The organism is Microbacterium sp. F2, from assembly GCF_052274505.1.
Lineage (GTDB): Bacteria > Actinomycetota > Actinomycetes > Actinomycetales > Microbacteriaceae > Microbacterium.
Map to the genome: position 1 here is coordinate 42,670 of NZ_JBNVBV010000002.1, position 22,703 is coordinate 65,372.

Annotated in this window: 18 protein-coding genes; 6 read left to right on the top strand and 12 right to left on the bottom strand. The window is 68.0% G+C overall.

Annotation, left to right across the window (positions count from 1 at the left end):
* Positions 1-14: 14 nt before the first annotated feature.
* The 5 genes from ACQVDU_RS05245 to ACQVDU_RS05265 all read right to left on the bottom strand — a co-directional run bounded on the left by ACQVDU_RS05245 (position 15) and on the right by ACQVDU_RS05265 (position 8,013).
* Positions 15-3,014 (bottom strand): hypothetical protein, encoded by a 3,000-nt coding sequence (locus ACQVDU_RS05245; protein WP_443476425.1) that lies wholly within the window; start codon positions 3,012-3,014, stop codon positions 15-17.
* A 25-nt stretch (positions 3,015-3,039) separates the two neighbouring features.
* Entirely contained in the window at positions 3,040-4,089 is a 1,050-nt protein-coding gene (locus ACQVDU_RS05250; RefSeq protein WP_331790617.1) for an ABC transporter permease, read from the bottom strand.
* The gene (locus ACQVDU_RS05255) at positions 4,086-5,042 is read right to left on the bottom strand and encodes an ABC transporter ATP-binding protein (RefSeq protein ID WP_443476426.1); all 957 of its coding nucleotides are present in this window, start codon (positions 5,040-5,042) and stop codon (positions 4,086-4,088) included. The genes ACQVDU_RS05250 and ACQVDU_RS05255 overlap by 4 nt, the downstream gene beginning before the upstream one ends.
* A 54-nt stretch (positions 5,043-5,096) precedes the next feature.
* Positions 5,097-6,746 carry an ATP-binding protein gene (locus ACQVDU_RS05260; protein WP_443476427.1) on the bottom strand — a complete coding sequence of 550 codons (1,650 nt, stop codon included), beginning with the start codon at positions 6,744-6,746 and terminating at the stop codon, positions 5,097-5,099.
* A 280-nt stretch (positions 6,747-7,026) separates the two neighbouring features.
* The gene (locus tag ACQVDU_RS05265) at positions 7,027-8,013 is read right to left on the bottom strand and encodes a glycerophosphodiester phosphodiesterase family protein (RefSeq protein WP_443476428.1); all 987 of its coding nucleotides are present in this window, start codon (positions 8,011-8,013) and stop codon (positions 7,027-7,029) included.
* Between the two features lie 120 nt (positions 8,014-8,133).
* Between ACQVDU_RS05265 and ACQVDU_RS05270 the strand changes: the two genes are divergently transcribed.
* The gene (locus tag ACQVDU_RS05270) at positions 8,134-9,048 is read left to right on the top strand and encodes a Bax inhibitor-1/YccA family protein (RefSeq protein ID WP_292709904.1); all 915 of its coding nucleotides are present in this window, start codon (positions 8,134-8,136) and stop codon (positions 9,046-9,048) included.
* Positions 9,049-9,265: 217 nt separating this feature from the next.
* Here the strand turns inward: ACQVDU_RS05270 and ACQVDU_RS05275 are convergent, their stop codons facing one another.
* The 6 genes from ACQVDU_RS05275 to ACQVDU_RS05300 all read right to left on the bottom strand — a co-directional run bounded on the left by ACQVDU_RS05275 (position 9,266) and on the right by ACQVDU_RS05300 (position 15,647).
* Positions 9,266-10,666 carry a glycosyltransferase family 4 protein gene (locus ACQVDU_RS05275; RefSeq protein ID WP_443476429.1) on the bottom strand — a complete coding sequence of 467 codons (1,401 nt, stop codon included), beginning with the start codon at positions 10,664-10,666 and terminating at the stop codon, positions 9,266-9,268.
* 63 nt (positions 10,667-10,729) lie between these two features.
* Complete coding sequence (gene guaA / locus ACQVDU_RS05280; protein ID WP_443476430.1) at positions 10,730-12,313, bottom strand: glutamine-hydrolyzing GMP synthase; 1,584 nt, start codon at positions 12,311-12,313, stop codon at positions 10,730-10,732.
* A 43-nt stretch (positions 12,314-12,356) separates the two neighbouring features.
* Entirely contained in the window at positions 12,357-12,893 is a 537-nt protein-coding gene (locus ACQVDU_RS05285) for a DUF3817 domain-containing protein (RefSeq protein ID WP_363494281.1), read from the bottom strand.
* A 9-nt stretch (positions 12,894-12,902) separates the two neighbouring features.
* The gene (locus ACQVDU_RS05290; RefSeq protein ID WP_443476431.1) at positions 12,903-13,745 is read right to left on the bottom strand and encodes an SURF1 family protein; all 843 of its coding nucleotides are present in this window, start codon (positions 13,743-13,745) and stop codon (positions 12,903-12,905) included.
* A complete protein-coding gene (locus tag ACQVDU_RS05295) occupies positions 13,742-14,860 on the bottom strand; it encodes a GuaB3 family IMP dehydrogenase-related protein (protein WP_228179478.1) in 1,119 nt (372 codons plus the stop codon). The genes ACQVDU_RS05290 and ACQVDU_RS05295 overlap by 4 nt, the downstream gene beginning before the upstream one ends.
* 169 nt (positions 14,861-15,029) lie before the next feature.
* Positions 15,030-15,647 (bottom strand): TetR/AcrR family transcriptional regulator, encoded by a 618-nt coding sequence (locus tag ACQVDU_RS05300; protein ID WP_228179465.1) that lies wholly within the window; start codon positions 15,645-15,647, stop codon positions 15,030-15,032.
* A 59-nt stretch (positions 15,648-15,706) separates the two neighbouring features.
* Between ACQVDU_RS05300 and ACQVDU_RS05305 the strand changes: the two genes are divergently transcribed.
* Positions 15,707-17,194 carry a DHA2 family efflux MFS transporter permease subunit gene (locus ACQVDU_RS05305; RefSeq protein WP_443476432.1) on the top strand — a complete coding sequence of 496 codons (1,488 nt, stop codon included), beginning with the start codon at positions 15,707-15,709 and terminating at the stop codon, positions 17,192-17,194.
* Here ACQVDU_RS05305 and fdhD read toward each other — a convergent pair.
* Positions 17,137-18,015 carry a formate dehydrogenase accessory sulfurtransferase FdhD gene (gene fdhD, locus ACQVDU_RS05310; RefSeq protein ID WP_443476433.1) on the bottom strand — a complete coding sequence of 293 codons (879 nt, stop codon included), beginning with the start codon at positions 18,013-18,015 and terminating at the stop codon, positions 17,137-17,139. The genes ACQVDU_RS05305 and fdhD overlap by 58 nt on opposite strands.
* Before the next feature lie 157 nt (positions 18,016-18,172).
* Here fdhD and ACQVDU_RS05315 point away from each other — a divergent pair, with 157 nt between their 5' ends.
* The 4 genes from ACQVDU_RS05315 to moaA are packed head-to-tail and all read left to right on the top strand — an operon-like array spanning position 18,173 to position 22,603.
* Positions 18,173-20,536: an FdhF/YdeP family oxidoreductase gene (locus ACQVDU_RS05315; RefSeq protein ID WP_443476434.1), complete on the top strand. Its 2,364-nt coding sequence runs from the start codon at positions 18,173-18,175 to the stop codon at positions 20,534-20,536.
* A complete protein-coding gene (locus tag ACQVDU_RS05320; RefSeq protein ID WP_443476435.1) occupies positions 20,533-21,057 on the top strand; it encodes a MogA/MoaB family molybdenum cofactor biosynthesis protein in 525 nt (174 codons plus the stop codon). The genes ACQVDU_RS05315 and ACQVDU_RS05320 overlap by 4 nt, the downstream gene beginning before the upstream one ends.
* Positions 21,057-21,494, top strand: a complete 438-nt coding sequence (locus ACQVDU_RS05325; protein ID WP_443476436.1) for a molybdenum cofactor biosynthesis protein MoaE — start codon at positions 21,057-21,059, stop codon at positions 21,492-21,494. Before ACQVDU_RS05320 ends, ACQVDU_RS05325 begins: the two co-directional genes overlap by 1 nt.
* Positions 21,491-22,603, top strand: coding sequence for a GTP 3',8-cyclase MoaA (moaA, locus tag ACQVDU_RS05330; protein ID WP_443476437.1), 1,113 nt, complete (start codon positions 21,491-21,493; stop codon positions 22,601-22,603). Before ACQVDU_RS05325 ends, moaA begins: the two co-directional genes overlap by 4 nt.
* Positions 22,604-22,703: the final 100 nt, after the last annotated feature.

Sequence of the window (22,703 nt, forward strand, 5' to 3'; positions counted from 1 at the left end):
CGTGCCGAGGGTCGTCAGCGTGTCACAGCGTCACGCCGCCAGGTCAACGCCAGGAACACGCCGATCAGCGCGATGACAGCACCGAAGCCCGCCGCGAACCACGGCGTATCGGGCGGGATGTCGAGATAGGTCGTGATGCCGAGGATCCGCGCGAGACCCCACGGCAGCAACCCCATCTCGTCATTCCACAGCGTCAGCGCCGACTCGAGACCGACGAGCCCGATCACCGCCGCGGGAACCGCCAGCCCGGCCCCGACACCGGCGAGCACGATGCCCGTCGCGCGGCGGGCGCCGAACTGGCTCGAGAGCGCCCACCCCGCCGCGACGAACAGCCACACGAACAGCGCGAACGCGATCGTGATGTAGATCGAGCGGCGAAGCGGATCGGTCCAGAAGGCGAACCAGTATCCGCCCGGCCCCGTGAACGAGAGAGCGAGCAGGGTCAGGATGCTGCGCAACACCAGCACACCACCGACAGCCGCGATCACCGGCCACGGCGAGCGCTCGCGCACGAAGAGGCGCACGACGATGAGGAATACCAGCCATGCACCGAGCACGACGGCCAGGTGGGTCCACGACAGGAACGAGGTCTGCACGGCGCGAGTCGCCACGAGCAGACCGCCCGGCACGATGATCAGCAACCAGCGGTCCAGCGGCAGCATCCCGAGCGTCGATTCCCGTGCCCGCCACGGGCGCGTGGCCGCAAGCCACGCCGCCCGCGCAGCCGCCGCACCGGGCCGGCGCACCAGGCGCGTCCGCGCCGACAGCATCCCGATCACGACCCACGCCACCCCGAGCACGAGCAGGATGCGGGCAAGCCACGCCATCGTCAGGTCACGGTCCGCGCGCTCGACGCCCAGCTGCGCGGCGGTGAGGTTATATGCCGGGTAGTCGACGTCGCCGGCGTAGGTCGCGGTGTGATCGGCGGCGAGCGCAACGAACGCATCGCGGTCACTCTGCCAGGCTGCGTAAGCCTCCGCTGAGAGAGTGTCGTGCCACTGTGCCTGGTGCAAGATCATCGCCCGGTACGACGACAGCAGATGCAGCACGTCGGCCTCGTACGAGAGAGTGCCGACAAACGCATCCCGCATCGCGGGGTCGCGCCAGGTGGAAGCATCCGTCCCCGAAACCAACGCCTGCATCTCATCAACTGCGGCGGCCGCCCGCTCACCACCCGCGATCGCCTCGTCGATCTGGTCGCGCGAGACCTCGTAGATGACATCGAGAACAGCAGAATCACCGGTGAGGATGTCCCACTCGAAGATCCACATCATCGGCGGCGGTTCGAGCCCGATCGCGAAGACCCGCTGCTCGGCAAACGGCTCGATGTACAGGCCCTGCGTGATGGCCTCCCGAGAGAGCGCCATCGCCTCGGCGATCGCCGACACGGTGGCGGGGTCGTCGCTGAACCACTCGCGCGCCCATCCCGCGGTCACCGCCGCGACGTCGGCATCCGGATCCCGCGCCAACACTCCCGCAAGCTGCGTGTTCAGCTCGTAGAGCTGCCAGAAGCCGGTCTTCAGGTACAGGGTCATCGGGCCAGCCCGCCACGGCCCGCCGTCCTGCGTCCAGATCCAGACGCCCTCGATGTTCGGGTTCTCGGCGAGCAGGGTCTGCAGCGCGTACTGATACTCGGGGCCGAGATCACTCGGAAAAGCCCCGAAGTTCTCGAACTCGCGCCTGCTCTGGAACTCGATGATGCGGCGCTGATCACCCTGCGCGAGCGTGTCATTCAGAGGCAACCAGCTGTAGAAGTCGCCGAGCGTGTACTTCGTCGACACGATCAGCGCCGGCGAGTCGATGCCCGCCAGCACCTCGTCGTACGACTCCACATTCGTGTGCATGTCACCGACGGCGCCTACCCCGACGCTCCACGATCGGAAGATCACCTCACGATCGGATGCCTCGGCCTGCCCCGTGAACGCCTCGAGCATCGCCTGTACCTGGGGCGCCTCGGTCACGGCCAGCTTCGAGGACACGTCCCAGCCGTCGACGTCGTAGACCTCGCCCGCTTCGCCGATGCGGATCAGAATGCCATCCAGCGCCGGCGCCGCGGCGTAGAGCTCATCGAGACCCGTCGTGTAGACGTCCCAGAGCTCCGGATTGGCGGTGTCGAGCGATCCGAACCGTCCCACAAGGTACTGCTCGAGCGGTGTCGTGAGGGCGAGCATGTCGGTCCGCAAGAAGACGTCCATGCCCAGTTCGTCGGCCCGATCCCAGAACGGCGTGAACGCCTTGCGCAGGGCAAGAGCGCGCGCCGTGTGATCGTCGCCCTCGGCATACACACCGTCGACGCCGTCGAACGTCACGTACTCGACAAATCCCGGAAAGGCCACGGCCGTGTATCCATCGGCGAGCACATGCCGCAAGAAAGCGTCGAACTCGTCGTACGCTTCGGCGAGCGCATCCTCGTCGATGTAGGGAGCCTCGGGCAGAATCACGTCTTCGAAGGCCCGGGATGCGTGCGAGTAGTCGGTCCCGACGGCCCAGGCCTCGGCGTCCGGAACCACCCCGACAGCCCCGAGGTCGACCATCCGGAACGGCAGACGAGAGCTCACCTCGACGCCCACGTCCACGACCGCCGGCTCTCCGGCACGGATGCGGGCCGCGATGTCGTAGAGGCCCCGAACCGCGCCCGCCTCCCCCGCGGCCACGATCGTGAGCGCTGCCGCGTCTCCCTCAAGGCGATAGGACTCGTCATCCGGGTCATCGCCCGCGCTGACCGTCAGGGGCGCGTCGGCACCTGTGCTCGGCGCATCGGCCACGGCATCGAGCAGCTCGTCGAGCGCAGCCTCGTAGCGGGGTCCGCTGGGCGCGTCAACGCTCGTGAACTGCGGCGGCGCGACGACATCCACAGCGGGGGCAACGGCCGGCGGCTGCGGCTGCATCTGCGCGGCGGCTTCGGTCCGGATGCCGAGGGCGTCGGTCACGACCACGGCAACGCCAGCGCCGAGGGCAAGCAGAACGACTGCCGTGGCACCAGCGAGGATGCTTCGCCGCACCGCCGAACTCATTCCCTCACGCTACTGGGAATTCGGGTCAGGCGATGCGCGTGCCCGGCGGCAGCGTGCGCGACGGCGTCCTGGTGCGCGCCCCGCCCCACCACAGCAGCGCCCCCGCGAGCACGAGCTGCACGGCGAGGCCCACGAACCAGCTCGGCGTCGTCTGGTTGTAGATCTCCTCGGGCGTGGGCGTCGGCTGCGGCATCCGCGCGCAGTCGTCCCAGGTCACGGTGTCTTGCGGCGGGATCTGGGCACTGCGGACGAGGTACGAGAAGTTGCCGAAGAGGTCTTCGGGGTACCCGCTCGTGTCGAAGCGTGCCGGTGTGGCGTCAGCAAGGATGACGAACGGGTTCGCCGAGAGAATCCACCACACGGTGTCGAACCTCGGCACCTCGTACGTGGCGCTCTCCCAGGGGCCGCACTCGGGCGGGTTCGAGGTCATGCCGGTCGCGTCGTCGTAGATGTAGCTGCGGTACGACTGCGTGACGTCGGTGCGGATCGCCGCGCCACCGAGCGTGAACGCGATCGGCGTGCCGATGACGAGGGCCGCCACCACCAGGTAGGTCACGGCTACGGAGAACAGCGGACGGGCAACGATGCCGCTGAGACCCACACCGATCGCGGCAATGATCGCGATCTCCACGATCAGCACCACGAGAGAGACCAGCACGACGAGCGGGTCGACTCCGCCACTGACGGCGGCAACGAGCATGAACGGCACCGCGATCACGGCGAATGACAGACCCGTGAGCCACGCCGCCAGGAACTTCGCGAGCACGATCTCGGCCGTCGTGGCGAGCGTCACCTGCACGGGCGCAAGGTTTGCGGCATCCCGGTCGCCGTTGATCGCGTTTCCCGACAGGGTCGGCGAGACGAGAACGGCCAGCAGCAGCACCACGAAGACGACCACGGAGTAGACACCGGCGCCCGCGCCAGCACCTCCCGCGTATGAGAACGAGAGCAAAGACAGGGCAGTCACCACGACGAGAATCGCGGCGAACACGCCGAGCATCACGTACCAGGCGACGCTGCGCACCCGCTGGGTCAGGTCGAGACGGACGAGCGTCCACAGGCGGGTCCCGCTCATGCTCCCTCACCTCCACGCAGGTCGAGGAAGGCCTGTTCCAAATCACCGACGGCGGGGGCGAACTCCGTCAGCGGGATGCCGCGCTCGACGAGTCGGCGCAGCGCCCCGGCGGCATCCTCGTCTGTCGCGAGCGGGATCAGCACGTCCGAACGGTCGACTCGAACTGCCTCGATCGGCCACTCAAGCGCTGCGGCAACGGATGCTGCGGCATCCGCCTGCTGCCCCAGCAGTCGGATGCGCCAGTCGCGCGTGCGTCGTGCCGCGATCGCTGCGCCCGAGTCGACGGAACTCCCTTCGAGAAGGAACACCGCATCGTCGATGACCTCCTCGAGTTCGGCGAGCACGTGGCTGGACACCAGCACGGTGCGTCCCTCGGCGGCGAATCGGCGCAGCAGGTGTCGAAGCTCGACGCGGGCAGCCGGGTCGAGCCCTGATGCGGGCTCGTCGAGCAGCAGCACTCGCGGGTCGTGCACCAGCGCGCGGGCAAGTCCCAGACGCTGCTTCTGTCCACGCGAGAGCACGCGGGCAGGAGCTTTGGCGAGCGCGGTCAGGTCGACGAGTTCGAGAAGCTCGTCGGCGCGGGCTCTCGCGGCATCCTTCGGAAGATCGTGCAGCCGACCGGTGACGATGAGTGTCTCTCGGGCAGAGAGCGCCCCCCACGTGCCGAGCGAGTCCGGCATCCATCCCAGCAGGGCACGGGCCGCGTGCGGCCTTTCGATCGGATCGACGTCACCGATGCGGATCGTTCCGGCATCCGGGGTGAGCAGCGAGGCGAGCATGAGAAAGAGCGTCGTCTTGCCCGACCCGTTGGGGCCGACAAGCCCCGTAACCGCGCCGGCGCGCGCATGCAGTGAGACATCGCGAACCGCCTCGACCTTGCCGAACGAGCGACGCAGACCGGTCGCGACAATGCCTGTTGCAGCGGCGCCGGGTGGATCAGAGGCGGCATCCATGGTGCCACCCTATGCGAGGACGGCGGCTTCTCGCGGCCCCTCCGGCGGAGGTCGTCACGCCGTCGCATCCACGGGAGCAATCGCTGGCGGCAGGGTGAGCCGCGCGCACGTTCCACCCGTCGAGGCGGGTTCGAGTTCGATCGAAACGCCGTTCGCGTCTGCCAGATTGCGGGCAATCGACAGGCCGAGGCCGACACCCGGTAGCGCCTGCTGGCGGGCGAAGTCCGTGCGATAGAACCGATCAAAGGCGCGGCGACGCTCCGTGTCGCTCATCCCGACGCCAGAGTCCGTGAGTTCGATCGTCGGGCAGTCCCCCTCACGTCGTGTCTCCACGGAAACGGTTGCGCCTCGGGGGGAACAGAGCACCGCGTTGCGCAGGAGCTCCTCGACGATGCCCCCGAGGCTTCGGGCGTCCACACTCGTCGTTTCGGCGCCGTGATCGGTGAAGACCACGCTCACCCCGGATTCTTGGGCAAGGCCCGACTGGCGCTCGATCACATCCCCGACCGCCAGGGCCACGCTTGTCGTGTGCGAGAGCGCCCGCACCGAGTGTCGGTAAGCCGAGAGCAAGTGTTCGACGGTCGCGAACAGACGCTGCGCGGCCGAGTCGACCCGTTCGAGACGGGCGGCCACCCGGGGAGTGACCTCCTCATCCCGCGCCAGTTCCGTCTCGCCCATGAGCACGGTCAGCGGCGTACGCAGTTCGTGGTTCACGGCATCCAGAAAGCGATCGCGCACCTCGATCGCCTCGACGAGGTCGGTGACGTCGTGTGCGATCAAGACCGTACCGAGCGGCTCTCCAGCACGAAAGATCGGTCGTGCCGAGTAGCTCACCGCGACCTGGTCTGCCTCGCCGAGCCAGGCGATGCGGCCCCGCACCTCGCCGCTGCGAGCGAGTGCCGATATGGCTTCCGCCGACGGGAGAAGCGGCGTGCGCCGGTCTGCGGAGAAGATTTTTCGGCCCCCCGGAGTGGCATGTCCCGTGAGATCCGTTCCGGCAAGATGGGCAAGTCGCTGAGCAGAGTCATTCGCTGTCAGCACACGCCCGTCCGGATCGAACACCAAGACGGCGTCTTCCGTGGCCTCCGATACGGCGCGCAGGATCGCCGAGAGGCGCTCCTGCGCCTCGGACGCAGCCCGAGACGCGGCCAGGGCCGCCTCCCGACTGGCCACTTCCCGTCGAAGCTGGTGACCGGTGGCAAAGGCCGACAGCGCGATGAGGGCAGCGAAGGTGAGAAACACACCGAACGAAATCCACTCGGGCGCAGAATCGGGCACCCGGCCCGCACCGATCGCCGGCATCAGGGGAATGGCCCCCGCAAGCACGATACCGACCACGACCGCCGGCAGCGAGAACGCGGCGCCGAGCCAGACGAGGGGGAAGACCATCATGAAGCCGATGCCGTCGACCACATCGACGGCTTCGTTCCGAATCAGGGGGATCCCCACGAGCGCCGCGAGCGGAACCAACGCAATCCACGCCGTATGGGTGCGTGGCCGCAACCGGGCCAGGATGCCGATGGCGATAGCACCGGCGAGGATGAAGCCGAACCCGGCGAAGGCCGCCGGGGTGAGCGCACTGTCGCCGTAGATCTGGGCGGTGACCATGACCCCGACCGTGGCGGCGAGCAACGCAAACTGCGTCCACGGCTGGATCTGGAGCGAGAGCAGAATGCGCTCCGCAGACGCAGATTCCGCGCGCACGCCGGGATCTGTGGGTTGCAGACCCCGTTCACCGCGCTGCACAGGTCCATCCACCTCAGGTCACCCCTTCCACAAAGATTCGCTTCCCCGGCGCCGTCTGTCAAGCATTGGACAGGGGGTCGTTGGCTTCGAGCAGACCCGCGGGAGTCCTGGAGCGAGCACGCCGGGCCAGCTCGGGATTGCCCTCGCACGCGCCAGAGCGAGCGGCGCCGCGATCACGGCCATAGCGGGGCCGAGGCCCCCGCGCATCGCTCGTGGCGTCTACACCCTCACCGACGGCCTAGACGCCGAAGACCTCGACGCCAAGGTCGGCGTGGTCGACGAAAACGCCGTCGAGACCGGCCCTCTGCAGCACCGCCCACTCGCCTCGCCAATCGCCGTACTCCGCGAGAGTGCCCGTCTGATACTCGGGAAGAAGAAACGCGTTCTCGGGCCGACACGTCCACGTGAAGACGGCGAGCCCCCGTGCATGCGCCCGGTCGACCAGCGGCGCCGGACCGGTTGCGCGGCCCTCGGCATCCGGGGCAAGGATGATCATCTTGTCGGGGCTGATCCCGTCGACCTCGGTGGCGAGGACATCCAGTCCGTCGGGCGCCATCCAGTCGGCGTAGGTTCGCGCGGTCGGGTCAGAGAGTTGATCGGCAGGGATGCCGTCGGCGTCGATCAAGAACACCAGCTCAGCGCTCGTGCCCCGCTCGCGCAGGTGGCGAAGGATGGCCAGTTCGAACGACTCGATGACCACGCGGCGTTCGTTCCACCCGCTCGCTGCCAGCTCGGCCTCGACAAGGCGCGCCATATCGTGACCGAGCGACGCGAAGTAGGCGGCGTGCTTGATCTCGATGACGGGGATGACCTCACGCCCACCCGCGCGATGGTCATCCAACAGCGCGAGCAGGTCCCGAAGCCGCAGCGGCGGTTCCTGGTCGTCGAAGGCAGCACTCCCCGGGCGGATGCCCGGAATCCGCTCCCGGCAGCGGAGGGTCGCGAGCTCATCCCAGGTGAAGTCCTCGGCAAACCACCCCGAGTGGTCGAGCCCGTCGATCCGTTTGATCGTGCGCCGGCCGGCGAACTCGGGACGGTCTGCGACATCCGTCGTGGTTGACAGTTCGTTCTCATGACGAATGACGAGAACCCCGTCCCGGGAGACGACGAGGTCGGGCTCGACGGCGTCCACCCCCATCTGGATCGCGAGCTCATAGGAGCTGCGCGTGTGTTCGGGACGGTAGCCGGGCGCACCGCGGTGGCCGATGATGAGGGGCCTTCTCACGCGCTCAGGCTAGCCTTTCATGGCGGCTTCACAGCGGCCACGGGTCATTCAGGTGCCCCCGTCCGATAGCCTTGATCAACAGCAGACGGCTGTTTTTCACGAACTTTGGAGTGTGAACTCGTGGCGGCTGGAAACAACCCCGCATTCAACAACCCCGCGTTCCAGGAGCAGGGCGCGGGCCGCGCTTTCCCGACGAGCGGCCAGACCGGCTCCGGGGCGCAGACGAAGTACGCGCCCCCGGCTGCAGCAACGGACGCCGCGGTCAACGCCCAGCTGGAGGGTGCCTACGCAGCGCCGTCGGCCGGCGCGATCGAGACCGGGCGGATGACTGTCGAAGACACCGTCATCAAGACGATCGGCCTGTTCGCGATCCTGCTGGTGACGGCTGTCGCTGGGTGGCTGTGGACGATGGCCCCGGTTACCGCGGCGAACCCGAGCCCGACGATGGCGCCGTGGATCATTGGTGCACTCGGCGGATTCGTGCTTGCGATGGTCGTGATATTCACGTCACGTAAGAAGATCCGCCCGGCTCTCATCTGGGGCTACGCGGCCTTCGAGGGCCTGTTCATCGGCGCGATCTCGGCCTTCTTCGAGTTCATCTGGCCCGGCATCGTCATCCAGGCAACGCTCGCGACCGTCGCTGTCGTCGGCGTCACCCTGGCCCTGTTCGCAAGCGGCAAGGTGCGCGCCTCCAAGAAGGCGACGAAGGTCTTCATGATCGCGATGATCGGTTACCTCGTCTTCTCGCTCATCAACGTCATGCTGATGATCTTCAATGTCCCGATCGCCGGTGGCGCATTCGGTCTGCTGAGTCAGCAGGTCTTCGGAATCCCACTCGGACTGATCATCGGTGTCTTCGTGGTCATCATGGCGGCGTACTCGCTGGTGCTCGACTTCGACTCGATCCAGCAGGGTGTGCGTAACGGCGCCCCCCGCCAGTACGCCTGGCTCGGCGCCTTCGGCATCATGGTCACTGTCGTGTGGCTGTACGTCGAGATCCTGCGAATCCTCGCGATCCTGCGCGGCAGCAACTGACGCACCGATCTACAGAAGGGCCGCCCACTCCTCGGAGTCGGGCGGCCCTTCTGCATCCGTCGCACGGCCCGCGCCCGGCATCCGTCTCGCCCCTGACACCTCACCCCTGTCGCAACGGCGCATCCGCTACCCGACACGCCGTGCGCACACCCAAGACGCCCGGCGCGTCGGACATCCTGTGCGCCGTTGCGACTCGAGCATCCGGCGGCGCTAGGGGTCAGCTGCTGACGGGGTCGGCCAGGGCAGTGCGAACCGCGTCGCCGAGGGCGCGCATGGATGCCGCGGCATCCATCGCCGCCGCAGCTGCTCGTCCCGAGGCTGAAAGCTCCGAACGGAGGCCACGGTCCGAGAGCACGTCGATGAGCGCCGCGGCGAGGGCGTCGATGTCGCCATCGCTGACGAGCACCCCTCCGCCGTACGCGAGGGTGTCGCGGGGCCCGTAGGGCATGTCGTAGGCGACCACGGGAACGCCGGCCGCCAGCGCCTCCAGAATCACGAGAGGCTGCCCCTCGTTCGTGCTCGCGAGCACGAGAACGTCGGCGGATGCCCAGGCCTGCGTCGCCGGATCGGCGACGTGACCAAGCCACTCGACAGCATCGGCGACGCCCAGCTCCGTCGCCAGAGCGCGCAGCTGCGCACCCGACCCGCCGTCACCGTACACGCACAGGTGCGCGGCGGGGACCGCGGCACGTATCGCGGGAAGCGCCCGCAGCACGTGATCGACGCGTTTGCGAGGAATGAGCGAGTTCAGGATGACGATGCGGCCGGCAACGGGATCGCTCGGCGCCGACACGACCGGCGCAGGATGCGGCACGACGAACGACCGCAGTCGGCCGCCGAACCGACGCTCGACGTCGTCGCGCTGCGAAGGCGTGAGCCACAACACGCCGTCAAACCGGTCTGCGATCTCGAACCACCGCTGCCATGCGGCATCCATCGGCGAGTCCCACTGGAACGGGGAGAGGACATGACAGGCGTGCGTCGTATGCAGCACACGGATGCCGGCATCCAGCGCAGGTCCGCCAGACGCGACCAGCGTCTCGCCGATCTGCCGCGCCTCGCACAGCACGACAACCGGGGCGCGCTCCGCGCCGCCATCCGCCGATTCGGCTGCGACAGCGTTCAGCCAGGCGCGGTAGAGGCCACCGAACCCCGGCAGCCACCCAATCACGTCTCCGTCGCCGTCGTAGATACGAACCGGAGCGTCAGTCAGATGCCACGCGGCATCGCCGCTCACCACCGGCAAGTCGAGCATCGCCGCGCCCGAGCCGTCGGTGACAACCCGCGTCGGCCACGGGGAGGACGGCACCGGCCCCGGAATCGCCGAGCGCCGCAACCACGACGGATCCGAGCGCGCGTCATCGAACAGATTCCGAAGACTCCCCTCACTGCCAAGGAGACCACGCCGCACCCACTCGGCTCGATGAGTGTCGTGGTCGGCAGTTTCCCCCGGATCGACCGTCAGGAGCGTGATCTCCGCGCCCGCGGCTGCCATATCGAGCGCCCGCCGGAGCACCGAGATCGTGAAACCACCGTCGCGATCGGGAACGAGCCGCGACGCAAGGACGAGGTAGCGCGCCCCAGGCAACGCACCCCCAGCGGTGGGAGCTACTCCCACTCGCCCGCTCCGACGGTCACGTGCCACACAGCACCATCGCCCGAGTGTGAGCGCCGCTCCGCGTCACTCCCACTCGATAGTCCCCGGGGGCTTGGAGGTGACATCGAGCACGACACGGTTGACCTCACGCACCTCGTTCGTGATGCGGTTCGAGATCCGCGAGAGCACGTCGTACGGCAGCCGGGTCCAGTCGGCGGTCATCGCGTCTTCACTCGAGACGGGGCGCAGCACGATCGGATGCCCGTACGTGCGCCCATCGCCCTGAACGCCGACCGACCGCACGTCGGCGAGGAGCACGACCGGACACTGCCAGATCTCGCCGTCCAGCCCCGCCTTGGTCAACTCTTCGCGGGCGATGGCGTCGGCATCACGCAGGATCTCGAGGCGGTCAGCGGTGACCTCACCCACGATGCGGATGCCAAGACCGGGCCCCGGAAAGGGCTGGCGACCCACGATGACCTCGGGAAGCCCCAGCTCACGCCCGATGGCGCGCACCTCGTCTTTGAAGAGGGTGCGAAGCGGCTCGACGAGCTCGAACTGCAGGTCCTCGGGAAGCCCGCCGACGTTGTGGTGGCTCTTGATGTTCGCGGTGCCTGTGCCACCACCGGACTCGACGACATCCGGGTACAGGGTGCCCTGCACGAGGAAGCGGATGGGCTCGCCGTCGGCCTTGGCCTCGTCGACGAGTTCGCGCTGCACCCGCTCGAAGGCGCGGATGAACTCGCGGCCGATGATCTTGCGCTTCTCTTCGGGATCGCTGACACCGGCCAACGCCGTGAGGAACGTTTCCCGCGCGTCGACGGTCACGAGCCGTACGCCGGTCGAGGCGACGTAGTCCTGCTCGACCTGTTCGCGCTCACCCTTGCGCAGGAGCCCGTGATCGACGAAGACCGCAACGAGCTGGTCGCCGACGGCCTTGTGCACGAGGGCTGTCGACACGGCAGAGTCCACACCGCCCGACAGTGCCGAAAGCACGCGTCCCGAGCCGACCTGCGCGCGGATCCGATCGACCTGCTCAGCGATGACGTTGCCGCTGTTCCAGTCGGCGGGAAGACCCGCGGCCTTGTGCAGGAAGTTCTCGATGATCCGCTGGCCGTGATCGGAGTGCTTGACCTCGGGATGCCACTGCACGCCGTACATGCGACGCGCGTCGTTTCCGAACGCGGCGACCGGGGTGGCTCCGGTGCGAGCGAGCACCTCGAACCCCGCGGGAGGCTCCGAGACCTGATCGCCGTGACTCATCCACACGTTCTGGTCGGCGGGCTGACCGTCGAACAGCACGCTCTCGTCGCGGATGATGCTGGCATCCGTCGCGCCGTACTCGCGCAGGCCCGTGTTGGCCACGACGCCGCCGAGAGCCTGAGCCATTACCTGGAATCCGTAGCAGATGCCCAGGGTCGGCACGCCCAGATCGAACACGCCCGGGTCAAGCGTCGGCGCGCCGGGTTCGTACACGGACGAGGGCCCGCCCGACAGGATGATGCCGATCGGGTTCTTCGCGGCGATCTCGGCGGCCGTCGCGGTGTGCGGCACGAGCTCGCTGTAGACGCCCGCCTCTCGCACGCGACGGGCAATGAGCTGGGCGTACTGCGCGCCGAAGTCGACGACGAGGACGGGTCGCTGCGAGGTCTCGGTCTGTTCTGTCACCGGATGCTTTCGGTCGGCGCCCCTGGAACCCAGGAGCGTTGGGTCAGGAGACTGTGGGGTTCTGGCGGGTCAGGCTGGATTGCTCAGCGAGATCGTGACTCTCGGACTCGCGCGCAGCGAGGTAGGCCTTGACCTCACGGGCGACGCGAGCCTCCATGAAGAAGGAGAGGAAGGGGACGATCCCGCCGAGCGCAAGCGCGATGAAGCGACCGAACCGCCACCGCATGAGGCTCCAGATGCGGAAGCAGGCGAAGAGATACACGACGTAGAACCAGCCGTGGCCGACGAGGATCGACAGCGACACGTTGACACCGTCGCCCGCTGACTCGAGGTCGCAGCCGAGACCGCCGGGAACGAAAAGCGAGTACCACTCGCATCCGGGGCCGACCAGCACCGGCGCGAACCAGAGGAAACCACCGGAGCCACCCGCGAACAGTTCGACGTGCAGCGGCGAGTATTTGAGGATCATCTCGGCCAGCAGCAGAAGCAGCATGACACCGGTGATGATCGAGGCGACCTGGTAAAAGGTCAGGGCTCCGCGAATGGCCGGAAAAGACGACGGTTTCGGCTCGCGGGGCATGGGCCCATTCTAGTCGCCGGTCGCGCCGGCGCTTCCCGACGAGGATGCCGCGGCTGCGGCATCCTCGAGCTCTTCGACTTCCTTCTCCCACGCATCCTTGGCGAGGCGGTACCAGAAATAGAAGGCGAAGCCGGCGAAGACCACCCACTCGGCGGCGTAGAAGATGTTCAGCCAGTTGACTGTGGACCCGGCATCCGGCGCGGGCGAGGCGATGTCCACAAGGCCCGCCGGCGCAGACTGCGAGGCGATGTAGCTGCGATAGACGTCAAGGCCCGCGGTGTCGTGCCACTGCGACAGGAGTGCCGCCGGCGACATCCGTGTCATGGTGAACGGCGGCTCGCCGCGCGGCGGCGGCACCGGACCCTCGTCCGAGATCAACCGACCGACGACCGTCACGGGCTCCCCCGCGACCGCAGTCTGCTCGAGCGCCTCGGCGGCGGATTCGGCGACGGTGAGCGTCGGCGCCCAGCCGACGGCGACGGCCACGGATGTCGGTCCCGTCGTGTCGGCGATACGCAGCTGACCGGTGACCCAGAAGCCTTCGACGCCGTCGTTGAAGCGCGACGAGACGACAAGGAAGTCCTCGGGGACCCACGTGCCCGTCACCTCGACGCGCTGGCCGACGAGAGGCTCGGGGAGGTATTCGCCGGGCCCGGCGATCTCGGCGAGCGGCTGGACTTCCTCGGTGGTTCCAGGCGGAAGCGGATCGGTGTCGATCGCGCGAGAAAGCTGCCACTGCCCCAGCCACGCGAACACGCCCGCAACGACGAGCGAGAGCAGCAGGACGCCGATCCAGCGGGGTCGGAGCATGACCTCCCGCAGGGTCGGGGGAAAGACTGTCTGGTCTGTCATCCGCCCGTATACGGCGCGACGACGACCTCGACGCGCTGGAACTCCTTGAGGTCGGAGTAGCCGGTCGTGGCCATCGACTTCTTCAGCGCCCCGATCAGGTTCGCGGTGCCGTCAGCGACCGGAGCAGGACCGTAGAGCACGGATTCGAGGTTCGTCACCTGGTCCACCTTCACGCGACGCCCCCGCGGGAGCTTCGAGTGGTGAGCCTCGGGGCCCCAGTGGTATCCACGGCCCGGCGCGTCGGTTGCCCGCGAGAGAGCGACGCCGAGCATGACGGCATCCGCGCCCATCGCGAGAGCCTTGACGATGTCGCCGGAGGTTCCCACACCGCCATCGGCGATGACGTGGACGTAGCGCCCGCCCGATTCGTCGAGGTAGTCGCGGCGCGCGCCGGCGACGTCGGCTACCGCCGTGGCCATGGGCGCGTGGATGCCGAGAACCCCGCGCGTCGTCGAGGCTGCGCCCCCGCCGAAGCCGACGAGCACGCCCGCGGCGCCCGTGCGCATGAGGTGCAGGGCTGCCGTGTAGGTCGCAGCACCGCCGACGATGACAGGCACGTCGAGGTCGTAGATGAACTTCTTGAGGTTGAGGGGCTCGTCGACGCTCGAGACGTGCTCGGCCGAAACCGTCGTGCCACGGATGACGAACAGGTCCACACCCGCGGCGACCACGGTTTCGTACAGCTGCTGGGTGCGCTGCGGAGTCAAAGCACCGGCCACCGTGACTCCGGCGTCACGGATCTGCTGCAGTCGCTCACGGATGAGCTCGGGCTTGATCGGCTCGGAGTAGAGCTCCTGCATCCGGCAGGTTGCCGTCGCCTCGTCGAGAGACGCGATCTCAGCCAGCAGCGGCTCGGGGTCGTCGTACCGGGTCCAGAGCCCCTCGAGATCGAGGACACCGAGTCCGCCGAGCTGACCGAGCATGATCGCCGTCTGCGGGCTCACAACCGAATCCATCGGGGCGCCGAGCACCGGGATGTCGAACTGGAACGCGTCGATCGACCAGGCAGTCGAGACATCCTCGGGATTGCGGGTGCGGCGCGAGGGAACGACGGCGATGTCGTCGAACGAGTACGCGCGGCGAGCCCGCTTGGCGCGGCCGATCTCGATCTCCATGGTCACGCGCCCCAGCCTACCGGTGGGGTGTGGCGATACCGCGCGTGATCCCAGCCCCGCGCCGAACCCACACGTTTCGGTCCCACCCCACACGCGATACGCGCCGGATCGCGTGGGTTCGCGGCGAAAGGTGTGGGTTCGCCGCTCCGGAAGAGGCGCCGCACAGCCATCACCACGGTTCGTTGCCGCGGGGCGCGACGTCGCGGACGGCGCGCATCGTGGTCGGGAAGCATGTTTCGAAGAGCTCGTGGATGCCGGCATCCGCGTCGACCTCGTCGATGAGGCGCAACCCGATCATGGTGTTGATCAGCATCCCCTCCGCAAGGAACGATTGGGCGGTGTCGGCATCGAATCCGGCCTCGTCGCGGAGGAAGCGCCAGACCTTCACGAAGCCCTGGCGGGCGGCGGGTCCGATCACCGGATGACCGCCGAGAAGGAACGCGTGCGAGAGGGTCTGGTGGAGTCCCCGCACCTGGAGAAGCCGAAGATAGACAGCCCCCATACGCTCCTGCGCCGGAGCGTCGGCGGGGGCGTCGAGTTCGGCGCGGAATCCGTCGAGCAGTTGATCGAGAGCGTCGTGCAATACGGCAAGGAACAGCGATTCCTTCGTTCCGAACAACCTGACCACGTACGGCTGACTCACGCCGGCGGCGCGAGCTACCTCGTCTGTGGTGGCTCCTTCGTACCCGCGGGCACCGAACACAGCGTGAGCGGCCAGCAGGATTTCGGCGCGGCGCTCATCGGAACTCATGCGTCGTTGCGTGCCGTTCTGAACCATGCTTGACATGTTATCAGTCGATTACTACAGTCCAAGTAATCATCCGATTACATCAACGGAGGCATCCCGTGACCACCACGCTCGATCCGGCTCCTGCGCCGCCCTCGCACCTCACCGCACCGCGGCATCGTGCATTCGGCCTGGTGGTCGCGGCCGCGTCGGTTCCGATGTTCATGGCCACGCTCGACAACCTCGTGATGACCAACGCCCTGCCGGTGCTCCACCGCGACCTCGGCGCGAGCGTCGAGGAACTGCAGTGGTTCGTCAACGCCTACACGCTCGCCTTCGCCGGCGCGATCCTGCTGGCATCCGCCCTGGGCGACCGGTTCGGGCGCCGGACGGTCTTCGCGATCGGAATCGCCGTCTTCGGGATCGGATCGGTGCTCGCAACTCTCAGCACCGATCCGTCGCAGCTGATCGTCGCTCGCGCCGTTCAAGGACTCGGCGGGGCCGGCATCTTCCCTCTGTCGCTCGCTCTGCTCTCAGGTGGCGTCTCCCCCGAACGTCGCCCGCTCGCCATCGGGATCTGGGGTGGCGTCTCGGGTCTCGGGGTCGCCGTCGGTCCGCTCGTGGGCGGCGCGATCATGGAGGGGTGGAACTGGCAGGCGATCTTCTGGCTGAACGTTCCGATCGCGATAGTCGCGATCCCCTTCGCCCTGTGGGCTCTGCGCAACGACCGCGGAGCACGCGTGCGCCTCGACCTGATCGGCGCCGTCATGATCGCCCCGAGCGTCGTCCTGCTGGTCCACGCGATCGTTCGCGGCAACGACGACGGCTGGGGATCATTCGGGGTCATCGCGGAGCTTGTCGCCGGCATCACGCTCCTGGCGGGATTCGTCGCCTGGCAGGCGCGAGCATCGGCTCCCCTCGTTCCTCTGCGCCTGTTCCGCGACCGAAGCTTCACCGTGACCAATATCGCGGGCTTCGGCTTCAGCTTCGGCACGTTCGGCGCGATCTTCCTGCTCATCCAGTACATGCAGGTTGTGCAGGGCGCCTCGCCCTGGGAGGCGGCGGTGCGTACGACGCCGTGGACGCTGGCGCCGATGGCGATCGCACCGCTCGCGGGTCTTCTCGCACCGCGTATCGGCACCCGCATCCTGATGGTCGTGGGGCTCGTGCTGCAGGCGACAGCGCTGCTCTGGATCGCCGCCATCCTGGATCTCGACACCCCCTACGTCGCGATGATCGCCCCCTTCGTGATCGCCGGCGTCGGGATGGGCCTCGTGTTCGCACCCTCGGCGACGGCGCTTCTGGCTACCCTCGGCATCGTCGATCACGCGAAGGCATCAGGTGTCAACTCGACGGTGCGCGAAATCGGACTCGCCCTCGGTACCGCGGTGCTCACGGCGATCTTCCTCGGCGCCGGCGGGGAGCTGGTTCCCGACCTCTACGTCGAGGCGGCGCGGCCCGCGGTGTTCGTGGGAGGCATTGTGCTGGTGATCAGCGCGGTCGCTGCCCTCTGGCTGCCTGCGGGACGTTCCGCGTCGGAGTCGCCGGCTCAGCCCGTCGCGACCTCGGCCGTCGCCGGCACGAGCACGCGCTCGGGACAGGTGTAGATCGCGAGACTCGAGCCGCGGCTGAACCCGACGAGGGTCATCCCGGATGCCGCCGCCAGATCCACCGCGAGCGACGAGGGCGCGCTGACGGCCGCGAGCACCGGGATACCGGCGAGCCGCGCCTTCTGTACGAGCTCGAACGAGGCACGCCCCGACACCTGCAGCACTGTCCCCGACAGTGGCAGGCGGTCTTCGCGTACCGCCCATCCGACGATCTTGTCGACCGCGTTGTGGCGCCCGACATCCTCGCGCAGACACAGCAGCTCACCCTCGGCGGTGAAGAGGCCCGCAGCGTGGACGCCGCCGGTCCGATCGAACAGTGCCTGGCTCTCCCGCAGCACGTCGGGCAGGTTCGCCAGCGTGCCGGCGTCGATACGGATGCCGTCACCTGCGACATCGAAACGTGATTGCTTGCTGACGGCCTCGATCGAGGTGGTACCGCAAATTCCGCAGGCCGAGGTCGTCGTGGAATGGCGAGCGTGGGCATCCGTCGGGGGAACCGCGCCCCGGCCCAGCACTGCGTCGATGACGTTGTAGGTGTTCTCTTCGCGGCGACCGAACTCGTCGAATCCGGCACAGTAGCGCAGCGAGGCGAGTTCATCGCGCGCAGCGATCACGCCTTCGGAGACGAGGAACCCGGCAACGAGGTCGAAATCGTCGCCGGGAGTACGCATCGTCACCGACCAGGACGTGCCGTCGATCCGGATCTCGAGCGGCTCTTCGCGGGCCACGACATCCTCCCGCGTCGATGTGATTGCAGCATCCACGCCATCGTTCCACCGCACGCGGGTCACGCGGTGCCGCGCCATCCCAGTTGCCATCTCGGACCCCTTCGTTCTGCTCCCATTGTGCCCCGCACCCGCGCGACGAGGCCGGATGCCGAGGATCGGCGTTAGTCTCGGGAGAACAGGTCGACGTCGACCGGCGGCGTGGAGAGGTCAGCCGCTCCCGCCGGAGAGTCCACCCGGAGAATCCACCATGGCAAAGTCAGCCCCCACTGCAGATATCGACGAGTCGAAGCTCCGTGTCTCGGCGCCCGCAACCGAAGCCGTGGGCGTTCCCGCCGTGATGCACGCTCTCGAGATGTCGATCGAGCAGATGGGCCTGGTGCGCAGCGCCCGAACGCTGCTGCGCGTGAACCAGAAGGACGGGTTCGACTGCCCCGGTTGCGCGTGGCCTGAAGAAGACAAGCGCCACATCGCCGAGTTCTGCGAGAACGGTGCAAAGGCGGTGGCCGAAGAAGCAACCGTACGCCGCGTCACTGCCGACTTCTTCGCGAAGCACTCGATTGCCGACCTTCTCGACCACGACGATTACTGGCTCGGACAGCAGGGGCGCCTGGTCGAACCGATGATTCTCGACGAAGGCGCCACGCACTACCGTCCTGCCAGCTGGGATGAGGCGCTCGACCTGATCGCCGACGAACTGCGCGGCCTCGACAGCCCCGATGAGGCGATCTTCTACACCTCCGGCCGAACCTCGAACGAAGCCGCCTTCCTCTACCAACTGCTGGTGCGGGGGCTTGGCACCAACAACCTCCCCGACTGCTCGAACATGTGCCACGAGTCCAGCGGGGTCGCGCTGTCGCAGACGCTGGGTATCGGCAAGGGCACGGTATCGATCGAAGACATCCACAACGCCAGCCTCATCATCGTTGCGGGGCAGAACCCCGGCACAAACCACCCCCGCATGCTGAGCGCCCTCGAGAAGGCGAAGATGAAGGGCGCGACGATCGTCGCGGTGAACCCTCTGCCCGAAGCCGGGCTCATGCGGTTCAAGAATCCGCAGATCCCGCGCGGTGTCATCGGGGATGGCACCGCGATCGCCGATGAGTTCGTGCAGATCCGGATGGGCGGTGACCAGGCCCTGTTTCAGGCGCTCGCCAAGCATGTGTTCGAGCAGCACGAGCGTCGCGTGGAGTCTGGCGAGCCGGGCATCCTGGATGCCGACTTCCTGACCCAGCACACGAGCGACTTCTCCGCCTACGCCGACCTCATTCAGGCGGCATCCTGGAGCGAGTTCGAAACGGCGACGGGCCTGAGCGAGGCACGGATGCGGGAGATCGGCGATCTGGTGATCGCATCGCCCGCGACGATCGTGTGCTGGGCGATGGGACTCACGCAGCACAAGCACTCGGTCGCGACGCTGCGCGATGTCGTCAACCTGCTACTTCTGCAAGGGAACGTCGGTCGGCCCGGCGCCGGGGTCTGCCCGGTGCGCGGTCACTCGAACGTGCAGGGCGATCGCACGATGGGCATCTACGAGAAGATGCCCGAACCGTTCCTCGAGGCCCTCGACGCGGAGTTCTCGTTCGCGGCTCCCCGCAGCCACGGCTACGACACCGTTGAAGCGATCCGGGCCATGCGCGACGGCAAGGCGCGCTTTTTCATGGGGATGGGCGGCAACTTCGTCTCAGCCACCCCCGACACCGCCGTGACCGAAGCCGCCATGCGAAACCTCCGACTCACCGTCGAGGTCTCGACCAAGCTCAACCGCTCGCACCTCGTGACCGGCACGCGCGCCGTCATCCTCCCGACTCACGGCCGCACCGATCGCGACCACCGCGGCGGAATCGACCAGCGCGTCACCGTCGAGGATTCCATGGGCGCTGTCCACGCATCGCGAGGGCGTCTGAAGCCCCCCGCCGACGACATGCTGTCGGAAGTGGCGATCGTCGCTCGGATCGCCGAGCGCTTGTTCGCAGGGCCCAACGCCCTACCGAATGCTCCCCGGGCCGACTGGAAAGCCATCGAGGCCGATTACGCGACGGTCCGCGCGCACATCCAAGCCGTCGTTCCCGGGTTCGATGACTACGAGGAGCGCATCGCGAAGGGACGCACCTTCTTCCTCCCGAACGGCCCTCGCGACGAGCGCCGATTCACAACCGTCACCGGCAAGGCGCTCTTCACAGCCAACGAGCTCGAGTACCCGACGATCCCCGAGGGACACCTGCTGCTGCAGACCCTGCGCAGCCACGACCAGTACAACACCACGATCTACGGCAAGGACGACCGGTACCGCGGCATCCGTGACGGGCGCCGCGTCGTACTGGTGAACAGTACGGATGCCGACGCCGCGGGCGTCGCCGACGGTGAGATCGTCGACCTCGTGTCGGTATGGACCGACGGATCCGAGCGGCGAGCCGAGGAGTTCCGGGTGGTGCACTACGACACCCCCGTCGGCAACGCCGCCGCCTACTACCCCGAGACGAACGTCCTCGTGCCGCTGGATTCGACGGCAGACGGATCGGGAACGCCGACCTCGAAGTCCGTCATCATCCGCCTCGAGCGCCGGGGAACCGGGGCTGGAGACGACACTGCGGCGGGGCGGCCGAGCTCGTGACAGCCGCCACGGATGCTGCCGCAGTGCCCGCCGGCCGGGCCGCGGTCCGAGCTGCCGTCGTGACGGCATCCGACCGTGCGGCATCCGGGGAGCGTCCGGATGCGACGGGGCCGGCGCTCGTGCGGCGACTCGTCGAAGCGGGGTATGCGTGCGACGCCGCGATCGTTGTGGCCGACGGGCAGGAATCGGTTGCTGACGGCATCCGTCGCGCCCTCGACGCCGGGGCGCGACTGGTCATCACGACCGGTGGCACGGGAGTCGGACCTCGCGATCGCACCCCCGAAGCTACCCGGACCGTGATCGACAGGGAGGTCCCGGGCCTCGCCGAGCTGCTGCGACGCGAGGGCGCGGCATCCACGCCGATGGCTGCGCTCTCGCGCGGCATCGTCGGCGTCGTCGATGGCGCGGGTGCTGTGATCGCGAATCTGCCCGGGTCGACGCGCGGTGCCACCGAGGGCCTCGAGACACTGCTGCCCCTCCTGCCCCACGTGCTCGATCAGCTCACGGGCGGTGACCACTGATGGCAGACGCCGTACGGATCGCGCGAATCAGCGACGAGCCTCTCGACCTCGCTGCGCACATCGCGGCGGTATCCGGCCCGACGGCAGGCGGCATTGCTACCTTCGTCGGCACGGTTCGCGACCACGATCCGGGCGCGCGCGGTGAGGTGACGCTGCTCGAATACTCGTCGCATCCCGACGCGGAGCGGACCCTGGCAGAGATCGCTGCCTCATGCGCCGGCGGGACGGATGCCGAGTGCGCCATCGCCGTCACGCACCGCATCGGAAAGCTCGAGGTCGGCGACCTCGCCGTGGTCGTCGCGGTGTCAAGCGCCCACCGCGCACCGGCGTTCGAGGTGTGCCGTGCGCTGATCGAGCGCATCAAGACCGACCTGCCGATCTGGAAGCGCCAGCACGAGCACGACGGCACCGCGAGCTGGGTGGGGCTCGACGTATGAGCGTCGTCCACCTTCCGCTGCCGACGACGCTCGCGCGCCCTGCTGGCGCACGCGTCGGGTCCGATCCCGCGCCCGGCAATCATGCTGCGCCGGGTTCGCGCGGGCAGTTGGTCGACAGGTTCGGCCGGGTCCATCGGGACCTGCGGATCTCGCTGACCGATCGCTGTTCGCTGCGCTGCACCTATTGCATGCCCGAGCAGGGTGTGGAATGGCTCGCCAAGAGCAGCATCCTGACGACTGACGAGATCGTGCGGGTTGCGGGCGTTCTCGCAAGCCTCGGCATCGTCGAGGTTCGGTTGACCGGCGGTGAGCCGTTGCTGCGCCGCGACATCGTGGATGTCGTGCGTCGCGTGGCCGCGATCGAGGGTGTCGCGGGCCCGCTCGAGGTGTCGATGACGACCAACGGACTCAAACTCCCCGAGCTTGCCGAGCCGCTGCGAGAGGCGGGTCTTGCGCGGGTGAATGTCTCGATCGACACGCTGCGGCGGGGCCGCTTCGCGGAGTTGACGCGCCGCGATCGCCTGGATGACGTTCTGCGCGGCATCCGTGCGGCTCGCCGCGCCGGGTTCTCACCGCTCAAGCTCAACGCGGTGCCGATGCGCGGCGTCAACGACGACGAGATCGTCGACCTGGTGCAGTTCGCGGTCGACAACGGCGCGCAGATGCGGTTCATCGAGCAGATGCCGCTGGATCCCGGGCACACCTGGTCGCGCACCGAGATGGTCGATGCCGGCGAGATTCTCGACAAGCTCACGCAGCGCTTCACGCTCACACCGATCGGCGAGCGCGGTTCATCGCCCTCACAGGACTACCTCGTGGATGGCGGCCCGACGACTGTCGGGCTCATCGCCTCGGTGACAGTCCCGTTCTGTGGGGCGTGCGACAGGGTACGGCTGACCGCTGACGGGCAGATCCGCAACTGCCTGTTCGCGCGCGAAGAGTCCGATCTGCTGCCGCTGCTCCGCGGAGCCGAGGGACAGGCTCCGGCCGACGACGACGCGATATCCGACCTCCTGCGCAGCTCGATCGCGGGTAAGCGCGCCGGTCACGGCATCGACGACCCCGGATTCCTGCAACCCCAGCGCCCTATGAGCGCCATCGGCGGCTGACCCCGGCATCCGGACCCGCACGAAATGCCCGCGCGAAGTCCGCAGAGTCGCGCGGACGTCGCACCGCCACGGCCTCATCCTGCGAACTTCGCGCGATTCT

What these genes read in the sequence shown, in the direction of transcription:
- ACQVDU_RS05315 (WP_443476434.1), top strand. Translation starts at nt 18,173, where the DNA reads ATGGCAAAGTCAGCCCCCACTGCAGATATCGACGAGTCGAAGCTCCGT.
- ACQVDU_RS05295 (WP_228179478.1), bottom strand. Translation starts at nt 14,860, where the DNA reads ATGGAGATCGAGATCGGCCGCGCCAAGCGGGCTCGCCGCGCGTACTCG.
- ACQVDU_RS05250 (WP_331790617.1), bottom strand. Translation starts at nt 4,089, where the DNA reads ATGAGCGGGACCCGCCTGTGGACGCTCGTCCGTCTCGACCTGACCCAG.
- ACQVDU_RS05285 (WP_363494281.1), bottom strand. Translation starts at nt 12,893, where the DNA reads ATGCCCCGCGAGCCGAAACCGTCGTCTTTTCCGGCCATTCGCGGAGCC.
- ACQVDU_RS05300 (WP_228179465.1), bottom strand. Translation starts at nt 15,647, where the DNA reads ATGTCAAGCATGGTTCAGAACGGCACGCAACGACGCATGAGTTCCGAT.
- moaA (WP_443476437.1), top strand. Translation starts at nt 21,491, where the DNA reads ATGAGCGTCGTCCACCTTCCGCTGCCGACGACGCTCGCGCGCCCTGCT.
- ACQVDU_RS05325 (WP_443476436.1), top strand. Translation starts at nt 21,057, where the DNA reads ATGGCAGACGCCGTACGGATCGCGCGAATCAGCGACGAGCCTCTCGAC.
- ACQVDU_RS05255 (WP_443476426.1), bottom strand. Translation starts at nt 5,042, where the DNA reads ATGGATGCCGCCTCTGATCCACCCGGCGCCGCTGCAACAGGCATTGTC.
- ACQVDU_RS05245 (WP_443476425.1), bottom strand. Translation starts at nt 3,014, where the DNA reads ATGAGTTCGGCGGTGCGGCGAAGCATCCTCGCTGGTGCCACGGCAGTC.
- ACQVDU_RS05290 (WP_443476431.1), bottom strand. Translation starts at nt 13,745, where the DNA reads ATGACAGACCAGACAGTCTTTCCCCCGACCCTGCGGGAGGTCATGCTC.
- fdhD (WP_443476433.1), bottom strand. Translation starts at nt 18,015, where the DNA reads ATGGCAACTGGGATGGCGCGGCACCGCGTGACCCGCGTGCGGTGGAAC.